Annotated in this window: 21 protein-coding genes; 4 read left to right on the top strand and 17 right to left on the bottom strand. The window is 71.7% G+C overall.

What is annotated here, in order from left to right; translation table 11 throughout:
• Positions 1 to 85 precede the first annotated feature (85 nt).
• From ACFSE6_RS18180 to ACFSE6_RS18170, 3 genes are read left to right on the top strand one after another with little or no spacing between them, the layout of a single operon-like run.
• Positions 86 to 1,597 (top strand): sugar transferase, encoded by a 1,512-nt coding sequence (locus ACFSE6_RS18180; RefSeq protein WP_388010747.1) that lies wholly within the window; start codon positions 86 to 88, stop codon positions 1,595 to 1,597.
• Positions 1,597 to 2,574: a WecB/TagA/CpsF family glycosyltransferase gene (locus tag ACFSE6_RS18175; RefSeq protein ID WP_388010744.1), complete on the top strand. Its 978-nt coding sequence runs from the start codon at positions 1,597 to 1,599 to the stop codon at positions 2,572 to 2,574. The genes ACFSE6_RS18180 and ACFSE6_RS18175 overlap by 1 nt, the downstream gene beginning before the upstream one ends.
• A complete protein-coding gene (locus ACFSE6_RS18170) occupies positions 2,567 to 4,354 on the top strand; it encodes a glycosyltransferase (protein WP_388010741.1) in 1,788 nt (595 codons plus the stop codon). Before ACFSE6_RS18175 ends, ACFSE6_RS18170 begins: the two co-directional genes overlap by 8 nt.
• Here the strand turns inward: ACFSE6_RS18170 and ACFSE6_RS18165 are convergent.
• Genes ACFSE6_RS18165 through ACFSE6_RS18105 form a run of 13 tightly spaced genes read right to left on the bottom strand, consistent with a single transcriptional unit; the run spans position 4,337 to position 18,162 of the window.
• Positions 4,337 to 5,248, bottom strand: coding sequence for a DUF6492 family protein (locus tag ACFSE6_RS18165; RefSeq protein WP_388010738.1), 912 nt, complete (start codon positions 5,246 to 5,248; stop codon positions 4,337 to 4,339). The two genes, ACFSE6_RS18170 and ACFSE6_RS18165, sit on opposite strands and share 18 nt — an antisense overlap.
• Entirely contained in the window at positions 5,245 to 6,603 is a 1,359-nt protein-coding gene (locus ACFSE6_RS18160) for an O-antigen ligase family protein (protein ID WP_388010735.1), read from the bottom strand. The genes ACFSE6_RS18165 and ACFSE6_RS18160 overlap by 4 nt, the downstream gene beginning before the upstream one ends.
• Entirely contained in the window at positions 6,600 to 7,376 is a 777-nt protein-coding gene (locus tag ACFSE6_RS18155; RefSeq protein ID WP_388010732.1) for a hypothetical protein, read from the bottom strand. Before ACFSE6_RS18155 ends, ACFSE6_RS18160 begins: the two co-directional genes overlap by 4 nt.
• Before the next feature lie 2 nt (positions 7,377 to 7,378).
• On the bottom strand, positions 7,379 to 8,050 hold the full coding sequence (locus ACFSE6_RS18150) for a hypothetical protein (protein ID WP_388010729.1): 672 nt from the start codon (positions 8,048 to 8,050) through the stop codon (positions 7,379 to 7,381).
• Positions 8,050 to 9,291 (bottom strand): rhamnosyltransferase WsaF family glycosyltransferase, encoded by a 1,242-nt coding sequence (locus tag ACFSE6_RS18145; protein WP_388010726.1) that lies wholly within the window; start codon positions 9,289 to 9,291, stop codon positions 8,050 to 8,052. Before ACFSE6_RS18145 ends, ACFSE6_RS18150 begins: the two co-directional genes overlap by 1 nt.
• Positions 9,288 to 10,445 carry a glycosyltransferase family 2 protein gene (locus ACFSE6_RS18140; protein WP_388010723.1) on the bottom strand — a complete coding sequence of 386 codons (1,158 nt, stop codon included), beginning with the start codon at positions 10,443 to 10,445 and terminating at the stop codon, positions 9,288 to 9,290. The genes ACFSE6_RS18145 and ACFSE6_RS18140 overlap by 4 nt, the downstream gene beginning before the upstream one ends.
• Positions 10,442 to 11,872 (bottom strand): oligosaccharide flippase family protein, encoded by a 1,431-nt coding sequence (locus tag ACFSE6_RS18135; RefSeq protein WP_388010720.1) that lies wholly within the window; start codon positions 11,870 to 11,872, stop codon positions 10,442 to 10,444. The genes ACFSE6_RS18140 and ACFSE6_RS18135 overlap by 4 nt, the downstream gene beginning before the upstream one ends.
• Positions 11,865 to 13,109: a glycosyltransferase family 4 protein gene (locus tag ACFSE6_RS18130; RefSeq protein WP_388010717.1), complete on the bottom strand. Its 1,245-nt coding sequence runs from the start codon at positions 13,107 to 13,109 to the stop codon at positions 11,865 to 11,867. Before ACFSE6_RS18130 ends, ACFSE6_RS18135 begins: the two co-directional genes overlap by 8 nt.
• Complete coding sequence (locus tag ACFSE6_RS18125; protein WP_388010714.1) at positions 13,106 to 14,269, bottom strand: DegT/DnrJ/EryC1/StrS family aminotransferase; 1,164 nt, start codon at positions 14,267 to 14,269, stop codon at positions 13,106 to 13,108. Before ACFSE6_RS18125 ends, ACFSE6_RS18130 begins: the two co-directional genes overlap by 4 nt.
• Entirely contained in the window at positions 14,266 to 14,910 is a 645-nt protein-coding gene (locus tag ACFSE6_RS18120; RefSeq protein WP_388010711.1) for a NeuD/PglB/VioB family sugar acetyltransferase, read from the bottom strand. Before ACFSE6_RS18120 ends, ACFSE6_RS18125 begins: the two co-directional genes overlap by 4 nt.
• Positions 14,907 to 16,061, bottom strand: coding sequence for a DegT/DnrJ/EryC1/StrS family aminotransferase (locus ACFSE6_RS18115; protein WP_388010708.1), 1,155 nt, complete (start codon positions 16,059 to 16,061; stop codon positions 14,907 to 14,909). Before ACFSE6_RS18115 ends, ACFSE6_RS18120 begins: the two co-directional genes overlap by 4 nt.
• Positions 16,058 to 17,101, bottom strand: coding sequence for a dTDP-glucose 4,6-dehydratase (locus tag ACFSE6_RS18110; protein ID WP_388010705.1), 1,044 nt, complete (start codon positions 17,099 to 17,101; stop codon positions 16,058 to 16,060). Before ACFSE6_RS18110 ends, ACFSE6_RS18115 begins: the two co-directional genes overlap by 4 nt.
• Entirely contained in the window at positions 17,098 to 18,162 is a 1,065-nt protein-coding gene (locus ACFSE6_RS18105; RefSeq protein ID WP_388010702.1) for a Gfo/Idh/MocA family protein, read from the bottom strand. The genes ACFSE6_RS18110 and ACFSE6_RS18105 overlap by 4 nt, the downstream gene beginning before the upstream one ends.
• Positions 18,163 to 18,270: 108 nt before the next feature.
• On the opposite strand from ACFSE6_RS18105, the gene ACFSE6_RS18100 reads away from it, so the two are divergent.
• The gene (locus ACFSE6_RS18100; RefSeq protein ID WP_388010699.1) at positions 18,271 to 18,879 is read left to right on the top strand and encodes an acyltransferase; all 609 of its coding nucleotides are present in this window, start codon (positions 18,271 to 18,273) and stop codon (positions 18,877 to 18,879) included.
• On the opposite strand, the gene ACFSE6_RS18095 is transcribed toward ACFSE6_RS18100, so the two are convergent.
• The 4 genes from ACFSE6_RS18095 to ACFSE6_RS18080 all read right to left on the bottom strand — a co-directional run bounded on the left by ACFSE6_RS18095 (position 18,868) and on the right by ACFSE6_RS18080 (position 24,305).
• Positions 18,868 to 21,360 (bottom strand): CHAT domain-containing protein, encoded by a 2,493-nt coding sequence (locus ACFSE6_RS18095; protein ID WP_388010696.1) that lies wholly within the window; start codon positions 21,358 to 21,360, stop codon positions 18,868 to 18,870. The two genes, ACFSE6_RS18100 and ACFSE6_RS18095, sit on opposite strands and share 12 nt — an antisense overlap.
• Positions 21,361 to 21,388: 28 nt before the next feature.
• Positions 21,389 to 23,032 carry a S8 family peptidase gene (locus ACFSE6_RS18090; RefSeq protein ID WP_388010693.1) on the bottom strand — a complete coding sequence of 548 codons (1,644 nt, stop codon included), beginning with the start codon at positions 23,030 to 23,032 and terminating at the stop codon, positions 21,389 to 21,391.
• A gap of 119 nt (positions 23,033 to 23,151) precedes the next feature.
• Positions 23,152 to 23,649: a hypothetical protein gene (locus ACFSE6_RS18085; protein ID WP_388010690.1), complete on the bottom strand. Its 498-nt coding sequence runs from the start codon at positions 23,647 to 23,649 to the stop codon at positions 23,152 to 23,154.
• Positions 23,646 to 24,305, bottom strand: coding sequence for an RNA polymerase sigma factor (locus ACFSE6_RS18080; protein WP_388010687.1), 660 nt, complete (start codon positions 24,303 to 24,305; stop codon positions 23,646 to 23,648). Before ACFSE6_RS18080 ends, ACFSE6_RS18085 begins: the two co-directional genes overlap by 4 nt.
• Positions 24,306 to 24,382: the final 77 nt, after the last annotated feature.

Genomic DNA, 24,382 nt, shown 5'->3' with positions numbered 1-24,382 from the left:
AGATCGGCGAGACCGCTCCGCGCGCACCGGACGGTCTCGCCGCCCGGTCAGCCGCCGAGCGGTCGTCGAGAGCTCGGGGGTTGCGATGACGGACGTCGCCCACGCGTCGCCGGCGCCGGCACAGAAGCCGCTGCTGCGGCCGCCGCGGCGCCTGCGTTCGCCGCAACAGCGGCCCGAGCCCAGTGTGGTCGCCGGCGCGGCCTCCCCCCGCGAGACGGCGAGCCTGCTGCGGCGGCGACGGTGGGAACGCCGGTACGCCCGTCGCTTGGAGTTGACGGACTCAGCCGTCATCACCGGCGCGGTCACCGCGACGCTCGCTCTCGCCGCGCAGATCGGCGAGCTCGAGGCCGGATTGCTGATCGCCGGCGTCCTGGTGGTGCTGTGCTGGCTCGGCCTGCTGAAGTTCACCGGTACGCGTTCCCCCCAGCTCACGGGGTCCGGGGCACTGGAGTACACGCGGCTGGTTCGTGCCACGTTGCTGACCTTCGGGCTGCTCGGGTGCGGATTCGTCGTCGCAGGGCAGGCGGGACTGCGGCCCTACGTGCTCCTCGCGCTCCCGCTCGGCCTGATCGGTCTGGTGGCCGGACGGTGGTGCTGGCGGCAGTGGCTGCTGCGTCAGCGCCGCACCTCGCGGGCGGTGGCGCACGCCGTCGTCGTCGGGTCCCGGTCCGACATCGACACCATCGCCGAGTTTCTCGGCAACGACGGGTCGAGCGGTTACCTGCTCGTCGGCTCAGTGGTGCTCGACAGCGCCACGCCGGCGGACCCCGCGGCGGTGGCCGCCGAGGCCGCCCGGCTCGGGGCGGACACCATCGTCGTCGGCAGCCGCCCGTACTCCGACCCCCGCTTCGTCAAGCGCCTGGCCTGGCAGCTCGAAGGAACGGCCGCCGAGCTGGTCCTCTCGCACGGCCTCACCGACGTCGCGGAGCCGCGGATCTCACTGCAGGATGTCGAGGGCCTGCCGCTCGTCCGGGTGCGCATCCCCACCTACGACGGCGGCCAGCACATCATCAAGCGGGCGTTCGACATCGCCGTGGCGACGCTCGCCCTCGTCCCGATCGCCGCTGTCACACCGCTGCTCGCCCTCGCGATCCGCCTCGACTCACCGGGACCCGTGCTGTTCTGGCAGGACCGTGTGGGCCGGGACGGGCGCACGTTCCGCATGGTCAAGTTCCGCACCATGACGGCGCGCGCCGAGCAGGACCGCGCCATGCTGCTCGACCGCAACGACGGTGCCGGGCCGCTGTTCAAGCTCAAGGACGATCCGCGGATCACCCGAGTCGGGCGGATCCTGCGGCGCTACTCGCTCGACGAGCTTCCCCAGTTCTGGAACGTGCTGCGCGGTGACATGAGCGTCGTCGGCCCACGGCCGCCGTTGCCCAGCGAAGTCACCGCCTACGACGGCTCGGTGGTGCGCCGGCTGTACGTGCGCCCTGGCATCACGGGCCCCTGGCAGGTCAGTGGCCGCAGTGACCTCGCCTGGGAACAGAGCGTCCGGCTCGATCTCCACTACGTCGAGAACTGGTCCCTCCTCAACGACCTCATCCTCATGTGGCGCACCGTCAACGTCGTGGTGCGCCCCGAAGGGGCTTACTGATGACTGACACCGTCCACCCTGAGATCCTCTCCGTGCCCGCCCCGCCCGCTCCGGCAGCGGTCTCGGCGACGAGACTTTCGGATCCTGTCCCCCTCACAACAGTGACGCCGGCGACGGCGCCACCCGCGGCACCGGTCAAGCCGGCACCCGCGGCGTTGCCACCGACCCCGGAGTTTCCACCGCACGACCTGACCGATGGCGTGCTGTGGGTCCTCACCGGCGGGGTACGGACCCACCTCGTCGACCAGGAGCGGGCCCTGGCGCTCATCGCCGACGCCGCGGCCCACCGTGGCGCCCGACCGCTCGGCGTCGTCTCGATCAACCTCGACCACATCCACCATTTCGGCACGCGCTCCGGGGACGTCGGTCGGCAGATCACCGCGACTGATCCGGTCGAGTGGCTCAATCTCATCGATGGGGCGCCGATCGCCCACCACGCCCGGCGCCTGACCGGCACCGAGTTCCCGAAGCTCTCCGGCTCCGACCTCATCGCCCCCGTTCTCGACATGGCCACAGCCACCGGCGTCTCGGTCGGAGTGCTCGGCGGGATGCCCGAGGTCGGCGCCGCGTTGCGCAGCCGGGTCGCCGCCGACTGGCCGAGCCTGCGGCTGAGCGGTCATTGGACGCCCGAACGGCGCGTGCTCGACTCCGCGTCCGGCAGCGCCGAGCTTGCCGCCGAGATCCGGGCTGCCGGTACCGACATTCTCGTGGTCTGCCTGGGCAAACCGCGCCAGGAACGGTGGATCGCCGAGTTCGGCGCCGGAACCGGGGCGGGCGCGTTGCTGGCATTCGGCGCCGTCGTCGACTTCCTCGCCGGTCGCGTCTCCCGGGCCCCGCAGTGGATCTCCGACGCCGGGCTGGAGTGGGCCTGGCGGCTCATGCTCGAACCGCGGCGCCTGGCCCGCCGGTACCTGATCCAGGGCCCTCCGGCCTACCTGGCCCTGCGCCGTCCTGTCATGGCTCGCGGACATGGCTGAGCGGAGCCGCGGGTCCGACGTCGGCCGGTTCGTCCGTGACGGACCGGCCGACGTCGCGGCCGTCGTCGTGACCTACAACAGCGCGGCGGACATCGGCCCGCTGCTGGAGACGTTGCGGCACGAGGCCCGCGAGGTGCGGCTGCGCGTGATCGTCGCCGACAACTCGCCCGGATCGGCGACCCTCGACGTGGTCCGTACCCACGAGGACGTTCTCGCGGTACCGTCCGACGGCAATCTCGGCTACGCCGCCGGGGTCAACACCGGCCTCGAACACGCCGGTCAGGCGGAGGCCTACCTGGTGCTGAACCCGGACCTGCGGGTCCTGCCCGGGGCCGTGCGCGCCATGCTCGACGAGCTCCGCCGAGTACCGGACGCCGGCATCGTCGTGCCCCGCATCCTCGACGGCGAGGGCCGGCCGGCCGAGTCGCTGTACCACGAGCCCACCGTGCTGCGTGCGTTCGGCGACGCTGTCCTCGGCCCGCTGCCGCGGCCGGCGTGGCTGACCGAATGGGTGCGCGCGGCGAGTGCGTACGAATGCGCCCACGCGGTGGCCTGGGCGACCGGCGCCGCCCTCCTCGTCTCCGCCGACGCCGCCGCCGAGGTCGGGGAGTGGGACGAGCGCTTCTTCCTCTACTCGGAGGAGACCGACTACTGCCGCCGTATGCGCGAGGCCGGCTACCGGGTGCAGTTCACCCCCGATGCCGTCGTGCGGCACCGGCTCGGCGGCTCGGGCTCCTCTGCGCAGCTCGACGCCCTGCTCGCCGTCAACCGGGTGCGCTACATGCGCAAGCACGCCCCGCGCCGGGCCGGGCTGTACCGCGCCGCGATGACACTGGGGGCCGCGCTGCGCGCGCCGCGGTCGGCCTCACACCGCACGTGCCTGACGTACCTGCGCGACGAACGCCGCTGGGACGAACTGCCTGGCGCGACCTGGTACGGCACGGGTGCCCGTGGGCCGATCGCGTCGGTGGTCATCCCGGCCTACAACGAGGCCTCCGTCATCGAGCGGACGCTGGCCTCGCTCGCCCCGGCCACGGCCGCTGGGAGCCTCGACGTGCACGTGGTGTGCAACGGTTGCCGCGACGACACCGCGACGCGCGCCCGCGCCTTTCCCGGTGTCCGGGTCTCCGAGCTTGAGGAAGGCTCGAAGCCGGCGGCGCTGAATCTCGGGCTCCGCGAGGCGATCACCGATCCGGTGGTCTTCCTCGACGCCGACATCGAGCTCGCCCCGGCCACGATCCGTACGCTCGCCCGGGTGCTGGGACGCCCGGGAGTGCTTGCGGCCCGGCCGCCGTTCGTCTACGACACCGACGGCGCGGCTCCCCTGGTCCGCGCCTACTACCGGGCCCGGGCACGTGTCCCGGAACTGTCCACGGCCCTGTGGGGCGCCGGGGTCTATGCCGTCAATTCCGCAGGAGCCGCGAGGATCGGTTCGTTCCCCGAACTGACGGCCGACGATGTCTACGTCGACCTCAGCTTTGCCCACGCAGAGAAGTCGTTCGCCCCCGCTGCCCCGGTTCGGGTCCGTGTGCCGCGCACGACTTCCGCGCTCGTCACCATCCTTGCCCGGGTGCGCCGTGGCGCGACCGAGCAGGGGGTCGACACCGGGCGCCGCACCCTACGGAGCCTGGCCTGCACCGTCCGTGGGCCGATGAGCATGTGGGACGCCGCGGTCTACTGCGTGTGCACGCTGCGCGCCAGGCGTGCCGTGGCGGCGCGCCCGGCCCAGCGTTGGGAGAGGGACGACTCTAGCCGCGTCGCTTTACTGTCCGAGGGCTGAGGTCGCGCGCAGGATCGCCTCCCGCCGGACCTGGAGCGGGGTCCCGGACCGTGCCGAGACCATCACTGCGACATCTCGGGGCCTCAGGCCTGCGATGAACTGGTCCATCGCCGAGTGATCGAAGGCAACCTCGTCGGGTTGGGTCAGGCACCGCATCTCGTCGATGTGTGTGACGACCTCGGTGTCGGAGACGATCTCATCGACGAAGACCCCGTAGAGGACCATCTCGGAGACGTGCAGGCAGCGCCCGATCACGCGCGTCCAAGGACGGCCACCGGCCTGTGCGGAGACCCGCTGGAGCATCCCTCGTACCACCGCGGGGTTCCACAGGCAGGGCCAGCAGATGTAATCGTGACGCCGGGCGGTCGCGGTCGCCGGAAGGCCGAGGAGTTGCCTGGCGGTGTCATCCCACAGCATATGCCGTGACATCCGACGGTCCACCGCGTCGGGCAAGCGATAGAGCACCTGGGAAGCGCCGGCGGTGTAGTCACGCAGCGCGAACGGACGGACAAATACGACGTCGGAGTCGACGACGAGGACCGAGCGGGCGGGGCTCGCCGCGACGGCCGCGAGCTTGACGAGTTGCTGAGCGACCCACCCGCGCACCGGCGGCCAGGGGGCGTGGATGTCGATCCAGGTGTTCATGCGGGGTAGCCGGCGCAGCGCACCCGGCAGGACGTCCTGAACGGTCTCGACGCTCACCGTGGCGTTCGCCAGTGGGGCGAAGAGGTCCCGGTCGTGTTCCGGGACGATGATGCGATGTCGTGTGCCCGTGGGAGCGAAGCGCCGCACGCTTGCCACCAGGTCGCGGCAGAGTTCGAGGTCTGGTGCGTAACTCGGTGTGAGAATCTCGAGTTCGTCCCCGGAGGGGGCGGTCAGCGGCCCGTACGTCATGTCACGTTCCGGGAACGTACCCGCGTGGCGGGGTGGCCCGGGCGTGCGACTGCGCGCGCGGCGGCCGCAGCGCCGGCGAGCAGGAAGAACATGCCGCCGGACATCGTGAAGCTCAGACCGTCGAAGAAGAGGAACATCACGGAGACCGTGAGCATCGAGGCTGCAATGCCACGTGCGACAGCGTCGGGACCAGGTGCGGCCGCTCTCCGCGCGGCGTTCGCGCTGCTCCACACGGCGCTGAGCACCAGCAGCGTGAACGCTGCGGCTCCGACGAGGCCCAGTTCCAACGTGAGCAGGACCCACTGGTTGTCGAAGATGTAATAGCGCGGGAGGAACGTCCCGAAGGCCAGGCCGATCACCGGACTCGCGGCGACGAAGTCCGGCACGTGGGCGAGCGCATTGGTACGCGAGAGCGTCGACGGGTCTTCGGTCGCGCCGGTGAACAACTCCGTCATCGTGCCGTACATCCCAGGCACGAGTGCTATCACCGCCATCACGGCACCCATGCACGAGAGCGCGACGATCCAGCGGTACGTGCGTGGCAAGGCCGGCAGTGAGAGGAGCACGGCCACGACGAGCCCGACGACGGCGGACCGTGAGACCGACAGCAAAGCCGCGAGCACCAGGACACCGGCGGGAATCCACGTCCAGGGCAACCGGCCGCGGCCGGCACGGGCTCGAGCAAGGCCGACGGTGACCGCGAGCGGAAGGACAGCGCAGATCACGGCGGTGTACTCCAGTGGATGCGCGGCGGTGCCCGCCGCCCGGGTGAATGCGCCTCTTGAGTCGACGCCGCCGAGGTCCGCGCTCAGCCCAGGGAGGTTGCCGAACCAGTCGAGCATGCTCTGCTGGAGAACGAACTGCAGCAGTCCGAGGCCGGCCAGCAGAGTACCCGCCAGCGTCAGTCGCCCGAGGAGCTGCTCCAACTCCTCCCGGGTACGAATCCCGTCCGCCAGGACGAGCAACACCCCACCCCAGGACAGGATGCGCAGGACCGAGGAGATCGCGACGGTGACCTGGTCACCCGGTTGCCCGCGGAACATCGCGGCGGCGAAGCTGATGAGGACGACGACCAGCAGCGCCCCGTACGCCCACCTGACCGGTTGGGGCCGCCGCTGCGTGCCCCGGTCGTCGCCCTCCTGCAGCCGGGTGAGCACCCACCACACCAGAAGACCGAGACCCCAGAGCACGGCGGGCCTGCCCAGCGACCCGAAGGCCGAGATCGTGACGGACGACGGCCAGCCGATGAGGAGGGCGAGGTAGACCGTCACCATCGTCAGAGCGGACCCGCGCCGTGCCGGTGGTCGTGCGGACGGCGGTGTCTCAGCTGCCGGTCGCAGCAGGGTGGCGCTCACGGTCGGGGACTCTCCCGGTGCCGTGCCTCCGCGGTCGCGGCGTCGTCGAGGAGTTTGACGATCTCGACGCTGAATCCGTCCCCGGGGTGCTGGACGTCGGTGGCCTCGTTGGGGTCCGGGTCCGTGTCAGGTGCGCCCCGGTCGGAGCGGGTACGCCCGTCCCGTCGCGGGCGGCGGGCCAGGCCGTCCACCGCAGCGGCGAGCACCAGAGTCATCAGGGCAGTGCCGGCACCGGCCGCACCGGCATACACGAGCCGGCTCCGTTCCTTCGGTTCACCGACGCTGTCGACGGCGATCGGGGAGATGGTGACCTGCGCGGCGGCGTCGACCTCCTCGGTCTGCTGAAGGTTGGCGAGGACTTGCCCGCTGCGCACGAGCATCTCGTCCATGACCGCGCCGGCGTCGTCGTCGGACTGTGCGACGACGGTGATCATCACGACGGGGCCGGACGAGTGCGGGTCGCGGCCTACCTCGACCGTGGCGCCCGGGTAGGGCCCGGTGACGTCGCGGACCACGTCCTCCGACCCGACGGCGCTGACCAGCACGTCGGCCGCGGAGTCGAGGCCGGAGAGGTAGAGGAACGGATTCGCCTCGCCCTCCTCGACCACGGGCAGGCTCGCCTCGCCGGGGATGAGGAGCTGGCGGGACGTGCGTTCGTACTCGGGTGGCACCGACTGCCAACTCCACACGACGAGGCCTGCGGCGACGAGCAGCCCGGGGACGACGATGTACCAGCGGCGCAGCAGTCCGCGCAGCGTGTCTTGGACGGTCATGGTCATGACTCCTTCGGAACCGTCTGCGCGGGGGCGGACGAGAGGGATCGCTTCGAGCGTCGGTCGAGGGACGTCGCCGCCCAGCCGGCAACGAGGGACGCGGCGGCCGCGATGGCACCGAGAGCGGCCACCTGGGTGAAACGGGAAGGCACGATGTGTTCGATACGCGTGCTGAGCGGGTCGATGCGGGCGACGATCCGGCGTTCGTCCGCGCCCGCGGCGTTCCGCTCGTCGGTGCTGTCCTCGATGCGCGCGAGTGCGGCCTCTTGGCGCTGGGCCACCCAGTCCTGCGTGGGGCCGACGATCTGGATCATGATCACCGCGGTGCCGTAGCTGGGGCCCCACTGACTCCCGTGATCGAGGAGTCCGACGAGGACCCCCTGGCGGAGCCCGGCACCGTAGTACGGAGCGTCGGACTGGGAGTACCGCACCGGGGGCCGCTCGGGGACCACGTCCGCGGCCACAGCACCCGCGAAGGCGATGACGTCGTCGAGCTTCGAGGAATTGTTCGGGGTCAGCAGCGTGTCGTACGAGTACGTGAACGCCACCGTCGTGCGGGTCGAATAGACACCCGACCGGGAATTCAGCTCATAGGTCCCGACGGCCGCAACCGCGAGGACGAGGAGCGTGACGTACCAGCGCCGTGCCAGGGCGGTGAGCGTGCGGCGCAGCATCACTGCCTCACCGCCACGTCCGGACGCAGGGCGGCAACCTCGGCCACCCTGCCGTAAACCTCGTCCTCGATGATCCGGACGACGTCGGCCTGAGCACGTGACCAACCGTCCTGGCGGACCGTCCGCGCGGCGCGCTCGGCGACGTCCGGCTCCGTATGGTCCAGCGTGTCCGCCAGCGCTTGCGCGAACGCGTCCGGAGTAGGCCGGGTCCAGGCGACCGCCGGGTTCGGCAGGTCCGCTCGGGCGTAGACCGAATCGTTGACCACCGGGACGGTGCCCGCAGCGAGCATCTCCTCGGCGACGAGCGAGATGTTGGTAAAGGACGGCGCCACACCGGCCACGCACGTGTTGTACAGCTCGTTGAGCTCCGTCGGCGTCAGGCGGCCGTGTTGGACGGCCGGGAAGGGTAGGCCGGAGACGACGTCGCCGTACAGGTGGATCGGGACGTCCGGCCGCAGGGTGTGGAACCGGGCGAGACTCAGGCGTGTGAGCTCGAATCCGCGGCGGGCCACACCTGGCCGCGCATACGCCACGACGCCCGTGCGCTCGGCGCCGGTCAGCGGGCGGTAGACGGAGGTGTCGCAGCCGAAGCTCGTGACCTCGGGTTCGAGATCGAGCGCGTCGCGCAGTGCCGACGCGACCGCCTCACCGAGGGCGATCGTCCGGAAGCCGAACCGGTAGGTGTCTTCAGCCAGGGCATGGACCGCGCCGCGCGCGTAGAACCAAGGCTCGTAGTCCTGCACGAAGTAGAGCCGGTGCATCGGCTCGGTGCCACGGCTCGCCAGGACGTGCGCTGACTCCCACGACGACGCCACGGCGGCGTCGACGCCGGTGATGCCCTGCCGCGCGTCGCGCACGCTCGCTCGCACCTGGGGCCACCACTCCCGGATCACGCGGGTGTGATCGGCGAGATCACCGTCGAACCGGTCCGTGAGGAAGAGGACGCAGCGGTGCCCCGCGCGCTCGACCGCCTCGACCATGCGTAGCAGCGTGGTGTGCCCACCGGAGCCGGCGCCCGGGGGTGTGGTGACCCATCCGATGGTCAGCGGGTGAGAGCGTGCCGGCCGCGTACGCGGGGACGGTAGGCGCAGGGACGCGGAGTCCGCGATGTCGGCGGCCGGCAGCGGCTCGTCGAGCTCCCACGCGCCGGAACGGTGGTAGGCGAGCCGGGCGGCGCGCTGGGTCAACGCTCGTAGCCCTTCCCGCCGCGCGATGCGGACCGCGCCCGTGATCGCCTTCATGACGCCCGCCCGAGAGACAGCGGCGCGTCCGGCTGGTCGCTCCACCGAGCAGCCGTCACGCGTACGGGTTCGAACATGCCGGTGCGCTGCCACCGCACCCATCCGGCCGCGGTTCGCAGCCGTCGGGCCGCCCGGGGGGCCAGGCCCAGTGTGCGGACCGCCGGCGTGGGCCAGCTCCTCGCGCGGCGATACGCGGCGGCGAACCGGCGACCGGTCGCCGTGCGCAGAGCCGCCGGGTAGAGCGCCAGGGCGAAGTCACGCAGATCCTCGACCTCGGCGGGAACGTCCCCGCGGTCGACGTATCGCCGTGCCTGGCCGAGCGCGCTCAGACTGACGGCCCGGTGCGCGAGCCGGCGCAGCCGATCGGCCTCCGGGTCCGGCTCCAGGCCGTCACACAGGACCTCGAACGCGTCGCGAATCTCGCGGAGGAACACGCCCGGTGCTGCAGCCTGGTTGGACAGGCTGGCCGCGTGCTCCCGGTGCCACGCCTGGTCACAGCCGTCGAGATAGGCCACGTCCGCGTAGGCGGACACCCGCAGCCACAACTCCATGTCATGGGTGTGGGCAAGGTCGTGCTGCCCGCCCACCCGGTCCAGCACGCTGCGCCGGACGACGACCTCCGGGGACGTGATGACATTGGTTCCGGCGGCGCAGCGCACCTCCAGCCAGTCACGCCCCGACCAGATCGTCCAGGCCTCCGGGTGCCTGCGGGCCGCCGGACGGTCCTCGGTGAAGTGCAGCGGATGACCGTAGACGAGGCCGACGTCCGGGAACCGCTGCATCACTGCGACGGCGCGGGACAGTGCTCCCGGGGTGAGCAGGTCGTCCGCGTCCAGTCGGACGAGGTATTCGCCGCGGGCGGCAGCGAGCCCTCGGTTGAACGTCACCACGGGGCCTCGGTTGGTGGGGTTGGTGAGGACGCGGACGCGACCGTCCTCGCGTGCCAGGGCCGCGGCGACGTCACGGCTGTCGTCGGTGGAGGCGTCGTCGACGATGACGACGTCGACCTCGACGTCGGACTGGGTGAGCGCACTGCGGACGGCGTCGGTGAGGTAGCGGGCGTAGTTGAAGCATGGGACGACGACCGTCACGGTCGCTCCCGGCTGCACGAGTTGCGGCGGATAGCGCACGGCCTGAGCCGTTGGTGCTCTCATACGAGCATCTCCTCGAGTCGATCGTCGGTTGCGCGCAGTGCGCGGAGCCGGTTGCGCAACCAGGTCCCCATCACGAGGAGGTGGACGGCGACCGCGCTGATACCACCGGCGAGCATGGCGACGAGCGGATCACGAAGGAACGTCGCGGCCGCGACGGCGACGGTGACCGCGGGAACCGCACCCAGGGTGGGCAGCCACAGAGCCCCGAGGAGCTCCTGCGGGCGGACGCCGGCGCGTCGCAGCGAAAGGAGATAGCCGGGCAGGACGACGAGGCCCGCGATGCCGACCTGCAGCCAGGCCGCGGCCACGATGCCACCGGAAGGCACCACGAGCAGCAGGCCACCGGTCAGGGCCGCGATCGAGATCAGTTGCAACCACAGCACCGGACGGGTCCGATCCCGGGCGTAGAGATAGCCGGCGAAGGCGTCGAAGACGACCCGCAGCCCGCCGTACAGGCCGAGGCCGGCGAGCACGGGTGCGGCGGGTAACCATCGCGGACCGTACAGCGTCTCGATGAGTGGTCCGGCGAGGACGGCGAGGACGGCGCCGGCCGGCAACGCGGCTGCCCAGGCGAGCGCGGCGACGGAGGGCAGGCCGCCGGTGGAGCGGGCGAAGTACGGCAGCGAGACGGACCTGACCATCTGGGCCATGGCGTTCATCGGCCAGTTCGAGACGTTGAACGCGAGGACGTAGAAGCCCAGGCCCGTACTACCGACTACGCGCGCGAGGATGAGCTTGTCGACGTTGAGCATCGCCCAACCCACGAGGTTCGCGCCGGCGATCGGCAACGCGTAGGCCAGCACGCTGCCGACCACAGTGCGGTCCACCGCGAACCGCGGGCGCACACGTGCGATGAGGAACTGCAGTGAGCTGGTGAGGGCCTGTGCCGCGACGCGACCGATGGCCAGGCCAAGCACGCCGAGGCCGCCGGCGACAAGTGCCAAGGTGACCGCGGTCGAGACCACGAAGTCACACACCGCGATGAGGAACAGCTCGCGCTGCGCGAAGCGGCGTTGCAGCAAGCCGTAGGGCACGACCGAGAAGCCGGCGAGGAACAGTGTGGCCGACAGGATGGCCAGGGCGGGCGCGGCGTCCGGGCTGCCCAGGATTTCCGCGGTCCCCGAGCTCGTCGATGCCATGAGTACGGCCAGGCCCGTGCCGCTGACCAGGCCCAGCGTTCCCACGGTGGGCGCCACTCGCTCCGGCTGGTCGGAACGGATGATGTCCGCGGACAGCCCGAGGTCCGCGATGGTCATGAGGATCCCCTGCACGGCCAGGGCGACGGCGTAGACGCCGAACTGTTCCGGGGTGAGGATGCGTGCGAGGACGATGCCGACGACGACACCTCCGAGACGGAGCACGACGCTGCTCACGCCGCTCCACGCGACAGCGCGGACGGCTCGGGTGCTCAGGCCGGACTCAGGCATCTCGAGGCGTGATCCGGTGTACCGCACGGCGCAACCACGGAGCGGCCAGTGCGAGACGGAATCTGGCGTACCGGCCCACCGCTCGGGCGACCGCAGCCGGTCGGCGCACCGCTCGCCGGTCGGCTTCGGCGAGGTACAGGGCCTCGAGCCGGTTCGTGGCGGTAGTTGCGGAGTATCGCTCGAGGACGAGTTGTCGGCTGTAGGCCCCGAGTCGTGCGCGCCACTCGGGGTCCGCGGCAAGGTTGCGCACGAGCTCGGCGAGCGGCGGTCCCCCCGACGGTCCGTCACCGAAGAATCCGGTCTCCTCGAAGAGTCCGGCGGAGGATGCCTCGAGCAGCCGCCAGAACCCTCGACAGCCTTGCACGACGACGGGCTTGCCATAGGCCATGGCACGTGCGGCGGAGGACCCCATACCGAGAACGACGTCGGCCGCGGCGTAGATGTCCCCGGGGTCGGCCACGTTCCCCTCGAGGCGGACACGGAGGCGGCTTCGGGTCGCTCGGCGGGCGGCGGCCGCGACGCGGTGCTCGTCGTCGCCGGCGCCGGCCACGATGAACGTGGCGTCGACGCCGGCCGTGGCCAGGGCGTCGATCGCCGAGGCGACACCGAGCGCCTTGCCGTGCTCGGCGGAGAGCCGGCCGACGACGGAGACGACCAGGCCGTCTCCCAGGCCGAGCCGCTCTCGGGCGGCGGCAACGTCCCGTGGCGCGTCGAGCGCCGTGTCTACGGTGACGGGCATGAGATGCACCGGGCCGGGGCGGCGTCGCTCTTCGGCACGGACGAGTTGACCTGTCCCTGGGAGCAACGGGACGTCGTCGGCGATGAAGTCGGGAACGGTCATCGAGCCGACAGTCGCCACGTGGCGGACCGGGGCGAGGAGCGAAGCGACGGTGAGCGCCAAAGCCGGCCCGGATTCGTAAGTGTGCACGACGTCCGGGCGGAACTGCCGCAACACCCGTAGAAAGGACCGGACGACGGTAGGACGGACCGAGTCGCCACGGTAGGGCGGAGCAGGACGGTACGTCATACCCGAGGCGTGGATCCTGTCCACGAGCGTCCCGCCGGGGCCGTAGACGACGACCTCGTGACCGCGGTCCCGGAGGCGGCGCGCGAGGTCGATCGCGATGAGTTGGCTGCCACCGGTCACCAACTCGTGCGGGCACACCATGATCCGCAGCCGCCTCGGTTCACAGACCGGGTCCTCGACGGTACCGACTGTAGACGGACGGGTCGTCACGTCCGTGATCCCGCCGCGTGCACCGCAGTGCGGACAGCGTCGGCCACGGCGACCTGATGCCCCCGCTCCAGGTGGGGGTACATCGGCAGCGAGAGCACGCGCGCCGCAGCGGCTTCGACGACCGGCAGCTGACCGCGCCGGTATCCGAGGTGCGCGTAGGCGGCGGTGAGGTGGACCGGTGTCGGGTAGTGGATGCCGGTCCCGATACCGGCGCGCCCCAGGGCTCTGACCACCTGGTCCCGCTGCTCGACGCGCACGACGTACAGGTGCCAGACGTCGTCGTGGTCGGGGCGGGAGGCGGGCAGTCGCACGCCGTCGGTACCTGCGAGCAGCTCGCGGTAGGTCGCAGCGGCCGATCTCCGGGCGCCGTTCCACGCCTCGAGACGGCGCAGCTTGGCCCGCAGCACGGTGGCCTGGAGGGCGTCGAGCCGCGCGTTGACGCCGACTCGTTCGTGCTCGTACTTGACGACGCTGCCGTGTGCCTGAAGCATCCGCACGCTCGCCGCCAGGCCCGGATCGTCTGTGGTCACGGCACCGGCGTCGCCCGCCGCTCCGAGGTTCTTGCCGGGGTAGAAGCTCGTGGCGGCAATGTCTCCGAGCGCGCCGGCACGCCCGGCGGGTGCGGAAGCCCCCTGGGCCTGCGCCGCGTCCTCGACGATCGCGATACCGTGCTTGGCGGCGAGCGGGCGAAGCTGCTCGACCGGCGCGGTCTGTCCGTACAGGTGCACCGGCACAATTGCGCGGGTGCGGGTGGTGATCGCGGCCGCAACGGCGTCCACGTCGATGAGGAGTTGATCGTCGTCGACGTCGACGAAGACGGGGACGGCGCCGATCCGGCTGGCCGCCTCCGCCGTCGCGATGAAGGTGTTGCCCGGCATGATGACCTCGTCGCCGGGGCCCACACCGACGGCGCGGTAAGCGAGTTCGAGGGCGTCGGTGCCGTTGGAGACACCGACGCAGTGCGTAGCACCGATGTACGCGGCGTACTCATTCTCGAACCCGTCCACCTCGACGCCCCCGACGAACGCAGCGGTGAGCAACTGCTCGCGCCAGACGGGGAGCACCTCGTCGGCGATCTCGATGGACTGGGCGCTCAGATCGAGGAAGGGCACGGCCGGGAGCGACGGTGCGGTGGCGGCGGAGCTGTCGACGGCGGTCATGCGAGGGCCTCCAGGGTTCGGGACGATAGGGGGCGGGCGGGCACGCCCACCCAGGTCTGGTCGGCGGGAACGTCGTGGAGCACGGCAGCTCCCATCCCGACGGTCGCGCGAGCGCCCACCGTGATCCCGGGGTGCACGGCGGCGTTCATGCCGAGGTAGGCGGCTTCGCCGATGTGGACGCCGCCACCGAGGCTGACGCCCGCGGCGAGGGTGGTGAAATCGTCGAGCCTGTCGTCGTGCGTGATCGTGGCGCCGGGCATGACGACGACGTGCTGGCCGACGGACGCGTCCGCGGTGACGACCGCACCCGGGAGGAGGACAGCGCCCACCCCGACCGTGCTCGACCCGCCGATCAGGGCGCCGGGCGCGACGAAGGTGGCGTACCGTCCGGAACGGACACCCGAGGCGGTGAGGCGGCGCACGATCTCGCGGCGCCGGCGCCCGGACCCGACGCAGACCAGCAGCTGGTCTTGCCTTCGGCGTGCCTCGTCGAGGCCACCGAGCACCGGGACGCCCCCGCAGATGGTGCCGTGCCGGGCGGGGTCGTCGTCGAGGACGCCGGCCACGTCGGTCATCTCGCCCAGGCCCGCCGCAAGGACCTCGCGGGCGAGTCCGCTCGCACCGAGGAGGAGAATGCTCATCTCGAGCCCGGTTCCCGCACGGCGGCGATCACGCGGTCCTGCTCGTCCTCGGTCAGCTCGTGGAAGAGCGGGAGGATGAGCGTGCGGTCCGTGAGCCGGTCGGTGACCTCGAGCCGGGCGTCCCCGGTGTCCCGGCCGGCGTAAGCGGGTTGACGGTGTGCCGCCATGATCCCGCGACGTGCCGAGATGCCGTGGTCGGCCAACCCGGCCAGCAGACCCTCCCGGTCCAGCGCGTATGCCTCACCCACCTCGATCCACAGGGTCTGGAAGTTGCTGGCACCCCACGGGGGATCGGTCACGACGCGGAGTCCCGGCACGTCCGCCAGCGCCGCGCGGTACCGGGCCGCGAGCTCTCGCCGCCGCCGCACCATGGCGGGAAGCCGCTTGAGCTGGACGAGACCGACGGCCGCCTGCAGATCGGTCATGCGGAAGTTGAAACCGATCTCGTCGTACTGTTCCGGCGGTGCTGCCAGGTACCGATGGCGCTCGGCGGCGGATGCACTCATCGCATGTTCGCGGAGCCGTCGCGCGCGCGCCGCCCAGTCCGCACGGCTTGTCGTGAGCATCCCGCCCTCGCCGGTGGTGAGGATTTTGCGTGGATGGAACGACCACGCGGCGAGCTCCGCCCCCGCGCCGACCGGCCGGCCCCGGTAGGTCGAGCCCGCGCCGCACGCGGCGTCCTCGATCACCACGATCCCGCGTGGGTCACACACGGCGCGGACGGCCTCGAGGTCGACCGGTTGTCCGCCTTGGTCGACGGCGATCACTGCGCGCGTGGCGGGGGTGAGCGCCTGGCTGATCGTCGCGGCCGTGACGTTTCCGGTATCCGGATCCACGTCGGCGAAGACGGTGCGTGCTCCGACATAGGACGGCGCGTTCGCGGTCGCGATGAACGACAGGGAGGGGACCACGACGTCGTCGCCGCGCCCGATGCCGGCCACCACGAGCGCGAGGTGCAGCGCGGTGGTGCAGTTCGAGGTCGCGACGGCGTGCCGGGTACGCATCATGGTGCTGAACTCACGCTCGAACTCGGCGACACGCGGCCCCTGGGCGATCCAGCCGGACGCGATCGCCTCAGCGACGGCCTCCGCCTCCGCGGCACCGAGCCACGGACGCATGACGTCGATGCGGGACAGCTGGGTGACACTCATGCCGGCACCCCGTCCGCCTCGGCGGCGCCGTCCGCGACCCAATTGCGGTCCTCGATTCGGGCGAGCATCTCGTCCGGCGAGACCGGACGATCGCGGAACCAGCGTACGAGATCGGCGACACCGGCCTCGAACGCGACGGCGGGCGAGAATCCCGTGAGTCGTCGCATGAGACTGTCGTCGACCAGGAGTCGGCGCACATCGCCCGGCCGGGCCTGAAGATGACGGGCACGCAGACCGGGCTTGTCCGTCGCTCGCGCGACGATCTCGGCGAGGTCCGCGATCGAGATCTCCCGCCCTGATCCAAAGTTCACCGTACGGCCGACTGCGGCGTCGCACTCGGCGAGCGTCGCCAGCCCTCGTGCCGTGTCGCGCACGTGCATGAAATCACGGGTCTGCCGGCCGTCGCCGTAGATCAGAGCCGGCAGGCCGCACAGGTTGCGCACGATCGTGCGTGGGATGACCTCGCCGCTGTCACCTTCGAAGTGACTGCGGGGGCCGTAGGTGTTGAACGGTCGTACCACGATCACGTCGAACCCGTGGGTGCGGTACGCGGCGCGTGCGTAGGCCTCCCCGGCGAGTTTCGCGGCGCCGTAGACCGTCTCCGGCCAGGTCGGGTGCCGTTCGTCCATGGGGACGTGCTGGGCAGTCCCGAAGACCTCGCTGGAGCTGACGTGGACGAGGCGGCGTACGTCGCAGAGCCGTGCGCGTTCGAGCAGTGTCAGCGTGGCCGTCGCGTTGACCTCGTGATTGGTCACCGGATCGTGCAGGCTGTGCCGGACACCGAGGCACGCCAGGTGGAAGACGACGTCGGCATCCTCGAGTGTGCGCAGCGCGCTGTCCGAACGGACGTCGGCCTCGACGACGTGGACCCGCGGGTCTTCGGACCATTGTGCGAGGTTGGCGCGGCTGCCGTTGACCAGGGAATCGACGACCGTGACACGGGCCGCCCCGCGCCGCTCGACGAGTTCGTCGACGAGATGGCTGCCGATGAATCCAGCCCCGCCCGTGACGACAACGCGGGCTCCTGACAGCGCGCTCATGCGACACCGGTCCGTTCGGGGTCCGCCGCCTGGACGGGCGTCGGGGCGCCCGCGCCGGCGAGGCTGCGGGAGGCGGCGTCGAGCACGGACAGTACCCGTAGGCCGGCGTTGCCGTCTGTGCGGGCGGGCCGGCCGCCGCGGATGGCTGCCGCAAACTCGACCACCACATTGCCGAGCGCCTCCTGCTCGGGTAGTGCGGGCGACCACGTGTCGCCCACCCGGTAGGAGACCTGGGCCGCGCGGAGTTCGGCATCACTGCCCGACCCCTGGGCGAGATCCACGCCGCGGTCGTAGACGCTGAGCCGTTGCTGGGGGTTCAGGTCGTCCCATACGAGTGTTCGGCGGGTCCCGCCGATCACCATGCGGCGGACCTTGGTGGGGCTGAGCCAATTGACCTGCACATGCGCGATCGCGCCACCGGTCAGGGGGAGCGAGAGGTAGCCGATGCATGCCTTGCCCGTGCCGAGGGGGTCCGCGCCGTTGGCGGCGACGGTGGCGACCTCGAGGCCGCCGGGCAGGACGTAGTCGAGAATCGACAGGTCGTGCGGGGCGAGGTCCCACAGCACATCGACGTCCGGCTGGATCAGCCCGAGGTTGATCCGCGCGGAGTCCACGAACAGGACCTCGCCCAGCGCACCGTCCGCGATGAGGTCGCGGATACGCTGTACAGCCGGGGTGTAGCAGAAGGTGTGGTCGGTCATCAGCACGAGGCCGCGCTCGTCGGCCTTGCTCACCATGGCCGCACCGGCGGCACGTGTGTCCGCCAACGGCTTCTCGACCAGGACGTGCTTGCCGGCGTCGAGCGCCCGACAGACGAGATCGTGATGGGTGCGGGCCGGGGTCGCGATGGCGACGGCATCGATGAGCGGATCGTCCAGTACGTCGGCGACGTCCGTGGTCACCGGCGCCCCGCCGACGTTCTCGGCCACCCGGGTGGCCCGTCCACGGTCCAGGTCGCAGATCGCCGCGAGATTCCAGTCGACGGCGGAGCGAAGGTTTCGGGCCAGGTTCGGGCCCCAGTACCCCGCCCCGATCACTGCGGCGTTCAGTCTTTCCGTCACGAGTGTGCCTCCGCTCTTGCCTTGACGGCTCCCGGTCGACACGCTTGTGCCGGCCGCACCCGAAAAGAGCCCCGGCTGCGGCACCTGATACCTGGACGGAGCCCTCCCGTGACCGATGCCGCCGTCGTTGAACCGTCCTCCGACGTCTCGCCCGAGGCGAGCGTCGGCGCCCGTACCCGGGTGTGGCATCTGGCGCAGGTGCGTGAGGGGGCACGCGTCGGCGCGGACTGCATCATCGGCCGCGGCGCCTACATCGGCCCGGGTGTCGAACTGGGTGACGCCTGTAAGGTGCAGAACTACGCGCTGGTCTACGAGCCGGCCCGGCTGGCCGACGGGGTGTTCATCGGTCCGGCGGTCGTGCTGACCAACGACGAGTTCCCGCGGGCGGTGACACCAGACGGCGGACTCAAGACCGCCGAGGACTGGACGCCGGTCGGGGTGAGCATCGACCGGGGCGCCTCGATCGGGGCGCGCGCGGTGGCCGTCGCACCGGTGACGATCGGCGCCTGGGCGCTCGTGGCCGCCGGTGCGGTGGTCACCAAGGACGTTCCCGCTCACGCCATCGTCGTCGGCGTTCCGGCACGACAGGTCGGCTGGGTGGGGCGGGCCGGACAGCCGCTGGTCGCCGAGGGCGACGAGTGGCGGTGCCCGGTCACGGGGGAGCGGTACCGCGACTCCGGCGGGGAGCTCGTCCGGATCGAGGGCTCAGAAGCCTGACCCGTGGCACAGGAACGGAGCGATGTGCCCCGTCTCCGCGGTTGCGGCGGCGAGCGCGTCCGCCGGTGCGAGCCCACCGGCGAGCCAGCGGTGCAGCGCACCGAGAAGATCGCTCGCGACGTCGTCGGCCACCGCGACGGGGGCCGCGATGACGCACCGGGTGCCGGCATGCAGCCATGCCCGCGCCATGCCGACCGCCTCCTCGCCCCACCGGACCGAGGACCGTCCGAGCTCGCACGCCGAGAGCACGACCGTCTCCGGTGCGCGCGGGATGAGGTCGATGTCGTAGCCGAACAGCGGGCCGTCGGCGAGTTCGAACCCGGACAGCAGCGGCGAGTTCGGCGCGTGCCGACCGTGCGCGGCCACGTGCAGCACGTCGACCCGGCCGGCGAGCTCCGTCACTGCCGCGACGAGGGCCCCTTCACCGGCGAGGACACGCGGCTCCGCCGTCTCGGCCTCTGACCCTGCCGCCACCCACGCACGGGCACCCGCCCGCGCCTCGTCCGGACCGCGCGCCACACCCGGGCCGACGGCGAAGCCCGCCGTGCGTGGAACGGGCACCGTGCGCGGCGTGGACACCCACCGGGAGGCGGAGCGGGTCAGCGTGACGGAACGGCCACGCAGCGCCGGGAGCATGGCCCAGGGCACGTCCACCAGCGCCCCGGGCGCCGTGACCACCACCCGCCGCGGATCTCCGGCCGTCCGCATTGCGTGGCGGACCAGCAGGTCCGACAGATCCGTCAGCCGGACCTCGAGCGTCTGGCGCACCACCTGCGCGAGGGGCCCGGAACGCACACTGGCCGAGACGTCCAGCTCCGCCCGCAGGCCGGACAACCGGTCCTTGACGGCAGGCCACGAGATCTCGTGCAGGGTGGGTGGGCCTGCGTTCGCGCCGGGCACCGTGAGGCAGGTCAGGCCGCCACGGCTGAACACGAACGTGACGAGGGCCGTCTCGGCGTCGAGACCCGCGCGCAGCTCCTCGAGACTCACGCGAGGGATGTTGACGGCCGGCACCGTGTTCGACCACTGACGGTCCCGCACCTGGTCGCGGAGCCGGGCGATCCGCGCCGCTGCCGCAGCGTCGCTGCCGGCGTCCGCGCTGAGCCGTCGCAGCTCGGCGAGGTCGGCCGCCAGCTCGGGGTCGGGCGGTGGCCGGACGGGGGAGACCTGCTGACTGAAGTGCCGGGCGCGTTCGGACCACTCGAAGACGATCTCGGGCCGGCGCGAGCGTTTGGCGGCCTCCAGGCCTTCGTGCAGGAGACCGTTCGCGTGCATCGCGACCGAGGAGAGCATGTCGAGGGCACCGAACGAGGCCTGCCAGGACACCAGCTGGTGCAGGCCGTCCGCGGCGTGCCGGCGTGCCTCGCCGTCGCGCCCTCGGGCCGCCGCCCGCGCGGCGCGGGCCTCGTACCCGAGCAGGCGCAGGGGCAGGGGATCGCGCCGCCGCGGCCGGGGGAGATCCCCCACGACCCGCCCGGCGCGCGCCTCGGCCGCCTTCTGGGTGAGCCGTAGGGCGTCCCGCTCGCCGGGGAACCCGGCGGCCTCGAGGCGCCTCGCGACGTCGTCGAGCTGTTCGGGAGCCGGGGCGTGCCGTCCTCGCACGCGACCCGCGGCCAGCGCGGCGCGCAGCCGCACCGCCTCCGCGCGGACCGCCCACCCCTCGGCGCCCAGGCGCTCGAAGCGCCGTGCGGCTCCGGCGGCCACGGCTCGCGCCCGTGCAGGGTCGTGCGTGAGCAGCGAGCGGGCCAGCTGGAACTCGGCCTCGGCGCGGGCCTGCGGCATCCGGTTGGCTCCGAAGGCACGGGCCACCGCCGCCAGGGTGTCCTCGGCCTCCCGCACCAGGCCGGCCTCCCGGAGCACCTCGGCCCGGTCGAGGTCACATGTGGCCACATGCGCGGCCGAGACGGAAAGCGCGGCCCGGGCTGCGGTCATCTTCTGCAGTGCCGTGACGAGGTCACCCTCGAGCAGCGAGATGTACCCGGAGTTGTGGTCCGCGATGGCCCGGAACATCTCCTCGCCCTGCGTGGCGAACGTGGCGCTGGCCTTGTCGAGGTCCAACCTGGCCTCGGTCAGGCGGCCAAGTCTCGTTGCGGCGACACTCCGGTTGATCAGCATGTTGCCGCGGCGTTTGCCGTCGGCCTCCATACCGATGGCGATGTCCAGCCAATCCAGTCCGTGGTCGAAATCTCCGCGTTCGAGAGCCAGGGTGCCCAGCTGGCCGTAGAGAACGGCTTTCGTCTCCTCGCTGAGCCCGTTGCCATCCGGCGTTTCGAGTGCCTCCCGACACAAGGCCTCGGCCTCGTCGGGCCGCCCGGTCCGGGCCAGCAGGTACGCCGTCGTCCCGGCGACACGGGCTCGGACGTCGTTGGAATGCGCGCGGGCCGCAGCTTGCGCCAGCGTCTTCAGTGCCGAGGTGTACCGCCCCTTGTTCGTCTGCTCGAGCCCTCGCTCGTGCAGTGTCTCCGCGCTCAGCGCGGCCATGACGGCTCGTCCTCTCCTCGGGCACGGATCACAGCGCGGACCCGTCGACGACGTCGGCCGCGCGCAGGGCACGATCAGTTGCGGCCCGTGAGGCTGCCACGGCACGAGAGGCGTTCTCCTCGGCGGCCGGGAAGCCGAGCTCGTGGCCGATCAGCCCGGCGAGGTACGGCGCGGCGAAGGAGGTCCCGCTCCACAGGGAGAACGTGCCGCGGTAGTCCTCCGGCCCGATCGTCTCGCGGCGCCGCTGGTAGCGGTCGTCCCGTGCGTCGGCCTGCCGTCCGCCCTCGAACGCCGGTGTCGTGCTCACCACGGAGGCGCCGGGGGCATAGACCTGCACCCAGTCACCCACGTTGGAGAACAGCGCGACGGAGGAGCAGCTCGGGTTCAGCGCACCGACGCAGATGTGCCGGGCGTCGCCATCGGGCTTGATGCCGTTCCCGTCCGGGCGATCTGGCTCCCACGCCCACAGCGAGGCGGGGAACGAGGGGCGGTCGATGGTGTCGTTGCCCGCCGAACAGACGACGGCGCACCCGTTCTTCCGGGCCTCGGAGAGCAGGTCGTACAACCTCCTCGAGTAATAGCCGTCCTCCGGCGTCTCGTGGTAGTACCCGAGGGAGAGGTTGAGCACGTCGATCGGAGTGCCGCTCTCACCGCCGCTGGTCCGGTAGCGCTTGAGGAGGGTGACGACGTCGCCGACGGTGGTCAGCAACGTCCCCTCGTCGACCACGCCGAGCGCGTTCGCGGTCCGCACGGAGACGATGTCCGCCTCCGGCGCCACCTGCCGGACCACGCCGGCGATGAATGTGCCGTGGCCGGCGACGGGGTCGATGGCGCCGTCGAGCTGGCCGTACATGTCCGGGAATCTCTCCGGGTCCGCCGCGTCCGTGAGGCCGATCGGCTGCCCGTCGAGCTCGAGGCGCCGGGTGACGATGTGCTCGGGCAGCCACTCATGCTCGCCGCAGCCGGTGTCGAGCACGGCCACCACCGGGCGGCGCTCACCCTTGCCGGGCCCCTCGCCGCGCACCGGGCCGGCACCGAGCCGTGCGACAGGTTGGCGTCCGCCGCTGCCCGGGAGCGCGTACTGGCCGGAGGCGGCGTACGGGTCCGTGGCGTAGGGATTGCTGACGGTGAAGGGGTTCGAGACGGTGAAGGGATTGGAGACGGTGAACGGATTGACCCCCATGGGGTCGATCGTGAGCACGTGCTCGAGCCCCACCCCCGGCATCGAGGTCCCGGTCCTGCGCCGGGCCGCCTGGAGAACGTCCCAGGCGTCCGCGACCCCCGCCCCACCGGGGGCCTGTTCGCTCGGCGTCAGATGGACGCGAAGCACGCCTGCCACACCGAGGTCCTCCGGGTCCTGCGGGTCCGGCGGGACGAGGAGGGGTGGCGGCCCGTCGACCTGCTCGCCGTCCAGTGTCGCGACCCGGACGTCCGAGCCGAGATCCCGGGCCACCTCCCGCAGGATCTCGACCGACTCGTCTCCGGCCTCGTCCCGATCCGGGTCCACCGAGACGAGCAGCCGATCGGGCACGTAGACGGTCGGGAACGCCTGCACCCCGCTGTCCGGGTCGATCGACGGTTCGAGGGTGCGGCCGATCCGGTTCGACCCGCTGGCTCGGTCGCGCCAGGTCCAGCCCCTCGGCTCCGGCACGCCGTGTGCGTCCTCGGTCATCTCCCACGCCTCCCGGTCGTCCTTCGCTGCGGCATTGCGGCGTTGCGTGTGCGCCCTGCCCCCGGGGTGCGCGATGCGATGTGTCCGTGACGGCCGCGGCCGTCACGGATGTGGTGTGCTCACACCTGGAACTGCGGCGTCACGAAGCCCCTCGGCCCGTCCGGGTGCTGCACGCTGAGTCGGACCCTGGCCAGGCCGGGGGAGATGCCGTCGAACGCGAACCGGCCCTGCTCACCGAGCTCGGCCGTCCACTCCTTCTCGTCCTCGTCCTGGGCGAGCCGGGCCGCGAGCACCGCGGGGTCGGACCACCCGTCCACCCTCCGCAGGCCGGACTCGGTGACCGAGACGTGCAGCAGCACGCTCGTGGTCTCGTCGCTGAACTGCAGCGTGAGGCGCTCGCGATCACTGCGGACCGCGGCGCGCTCGGCGTCGGTCTGCAACTCGAGCAGGGCCAGGTCGCGGGAGACGTCGTCCACCGCGACGGCGGCGATCATGCGGTCGGTCAGGCCGGCGGGCGGTGGGTCGTACTGCTCCCACACACCACGCAGAGCTGCCAGGAGCCGTTCGTCGTCGACCCCGACGTCGCCGTCGACGTCCCTGGTGTCGTCGGAGTTCATGCGACCTCCTCGGGTGTGAACCCCATCTGGTGAAGCACCGCCCGCAGCTTGGCGAGGCAGCGTCCACGGGTCGGTCCGATGCTACCGACCGGCATGCCCGTGTCGCGGGCGATGCGGCCGTAATCGGGTCGATCGTCGAAGGCGATCACCCGGAGCAGTCGTCGGCAGCGTTCGCTGAGCTGGTGTACGGCGTCCCACAGGATCCGTGCGGTGTCGGCCTCGTCGGCCTCGTGCTCGGCGGAGCGCTGCGCCGGAAGGCGTGGTTCGAGATGCTCGTCCTCGGTCGGGTCCGCGCGCCGCGCGGCCTTGACGGTGCGCCAGGCCTCCCGCCTGGCCGTGACCGTCAACCATCCCGAGACCGCTGCCGGCTCCTTGATGGTCTCGTGTTTGCGCACCAGGGCGAGCCACGTCGTCTGGACGACGTCCTCGGCCAGCGCACGGGGCAGGTCGTAGGCGCGGACCACATGCCACAGCACCGGTGTCATCAGGCGGACCAGGTCGTCCATGGCGAGGGTGTCGCCGTCGCGCCACCGCACGAACAAGGAGGCGGCACGCCGGAAGCGGGCGGTTCCCTCGCTCGTCTCGGCGGGCGCCGCGCCGTCGGCGCCGTCGCCGGCGTCGCCGGGATCCGGACGCACCGCGATCCCGTCATCCATCCCCATAGTGGGCTCAAGCTACCAAGGTGCCCGGCGCTCCCGAGGCGCTTTCGCGCCCGTACCGCGGCGCCGTCCGC

Origin of the sequence: Georgenia deserti, from assembly GCF_042680605.1 — a bacterium.
Lineage (GTDB): Bacteria > Actinomycetota > Actinomycetes > Actinomycetales > Actinomycetaceae > Allobogoriella > Allobogoriella deserti.
Note: the sequence above shows the minus strand (reverse complement) of the source record. Positions and strands in the feature narration are given on the sequence as shown.

Coding starts and splice junctions, on each gene's coding strand:
- ACFSE6_RS18180 (WP_388010747.1), top strand. CDS start 86: ATGACGGACGTCGCCCACGCGTCGCCGGCGCCGGCACAGAAGCCGCTG.
- ACFSE6_RS18175 (WP_388010744.1), top strand. CDS start 1,597: ATGACTGACACCGTCCACCCTGAGATCCTCTCCGTGCCCGCCCCGCCC.
- ACFSE6_RS18170 (WP_388010741.1), top strand. CDS start 2,567: ATGGCTGAGCGGAGCCGCGGGTCCGACGTCGGCCGGTTCGTCCGTGAC.
- ACFSE6_RS18165 (WP_388010738.1), bottom strand. CDS start 5,248: ATGACGTACGGGCCGCTGACCGCCCCCTCCGGGGACGAACTCGAGATT.
- ACFSE6_RS18155 (WP_388010732.1), bottom strand. CDS start 7,376: ATGACCGTCCAAGACACGCTGCGCGGACTGCTGCGCCGCTGGTACATC.
- ACFSE6_RS18150 (WP_388010729.1), bottom strand. CDS start 8,050: ATGCTGCGCCGCACGCTCACCGCCCTGGCACGGCGCTGGTACGTCACG.
- ACFSE6_RS18145 (WP_388010726.1), bottom strand. CDS start 9,291: ATGAAGGCGATCACGGGCGCGGTCCGCATCGCGCGGCGGGAAGGGCTA.
- ACFSE6_RS18140 (WP_388010723.1), bottom strand. CDS start 10,445: ATGAGAGCACCAACGGCTCAGGCCGTGCGCTATCCGCCGCAACTCGTG.
- ACFSE6_RS18135 (WP_388010720.1), bottom strand. CDS start 11,872: ATGCCTGAGTCCGGCCTGAGCACCCGAGCCGTCCGCGCTGTCGCGTGG.
- ACFSE6_RS18125 (WP_388010714.1), bottom strand. CDS start 14,269: ATGACCGCCGTCGACAGCTCCGCCGCCACCGCACCGTCGCTCCCGGCC.
- ACFSE6_RS18120 (WP_388010711.1), bottom strand. CDS start 14,910: ATGAGCATTCTCCTCCTCGGTGCGAGCGGACTCGCCCGCGAGGTCCTT.
- ACFSE6_RS18115 (WP_388010708.1), bottom strand. CDS start 16,061: ATGAGTGTCACCCAGCTGTCCCGCATCGACGTCATGCGTCCGTGGCTC.
- ACFSE6_RS18110 (WP_388010705.1), bottom strand. CDS start 17,101: ATGAGCGCGCTGTCAGGAGCCCGCGTTGTCGTCACGGGCGGGGCTGGA.
- ACFSE6_RS18095 (WP_388010696.1), bottom strand. CDS start 21,360: ATGGCCGCGCTGAGCGCGGAGACACTGCACGAGCGAGGGCTCGAGCAG.
- ACFSE6_RS18090 (WP_388010693.1), bottom strand. CDS start 23,032: ATGACCGAGGACGCACACGGCGTGCCGGAGCCGAGGGGCTGGACCTGG.
- ACFSE6_RS18085 (WP_388010690.1), bottom strand. CDS start 23,649: ATGAACTCCGACGACACCAGGGACGTCGACGGCGACGTCGGGGTCGAC.
- ACFSE6_RS18080 (WP_388010687.1), bottom strand. CDS start 24,305: ATGGATGACGGGATCGCGGTGCGTCCGGATCCCGGCGACGCCGGCGAC.